The following is a 570-nucleotide window of genomic DNA, read 5'->3' as shown; positions in this document are numbered from 1 at the left end:
GCCAGCAGCGCGCGGCGCGCGGCCTTGCCCAGGCCGGGGTAGCCGTCTTCGCCGATGCCGACCAGGGTCAACCAGGGTTTCATCCACCTTCCTCGCAAGTAGCCGACAGGGCGCGTGTCGCGGCGCCGGGCAAAGCGGGCATAATAGCGCCTTCGTCGGTGCCCTTGAGTCGATACGACTCCGCAACGGGCCTAAGAGGGAACACGGTAAAACCGTGGCTGCCCCCGCAACTGTAAACAGCGAGTCCAACGCAATCGGCCACTGGGTAACCGGGAAGGCGCGGCGGACGAAGACCTGTCAGCCAGGAGACCTGCCGACGAACGCTGGTCGCGAGTGCCAACATCGGGCGGGGTGTACCGATGCCATGGAGTCCCCTATGGGATTTCGCTGGTTCGGTCGCCGCGTCGTTATCCACAGGTGACCGCTTGCCCACATCCGTCCGCCCTTCCGCCTGCCCCGGCCTGCTGCGCATCGTCCCCGCACTGGACGGTGGCATCTGTCGCATCAAGCTGCCCGGCGGCGTGCTGCGCAGCGCCCAGGCGCGGGCCATTGCCGAGGCGGCGCGGCATG

The 570-nt window shown here is 67.9% G+C and carries 1 protein-coding gene, 1 pseudogene and 1 riboswitch; of the genes and pseudogenes, one reads left to right on the top strand and one right to left on the bottom strand.

Features of this window, described 5'->3' with window-relative positions; translation table 11 throughout:
• Positions 1-83: hypothetical protein (locus tag N878_RS29785; RefSeq protein WP_256218145.1), on the bottom strand; the 83-nt coding region annotated here is incomplete at its 3' end.
• Between the two features lie 56 nt (positions 84-139).
• A riboswitch (cobalamin riboswitch) is annotated at positions 140-333 on the top strand.
• A gap of 92 nt (positions 334-425) precedes the next feature.
• On the opposite strand from N878_RS29785, the pseudogene N878_RS29780 reads away from it, so the two are divergent.
• Positions 426-570, top strand: a pseudogene (locus N878_RS29780) (precorrin-3B synthase); the annotation flags it as partial.

It is taken from the genome of Pseudomonas sp. EGD-AK9, assembly GCF_000465935.2.
Taxonomy (GTDB): domain Bacteria; phylum Pseudomonadota; class Gammaproteobacteria; order Pseudomonadales; family Pseudomonadaceae; genus Aquipseudomonas.
Note: the sequence above shows the minus strand (reverse complement) of the source record. Positions and strands in the feature narration are given on the sequence as shown.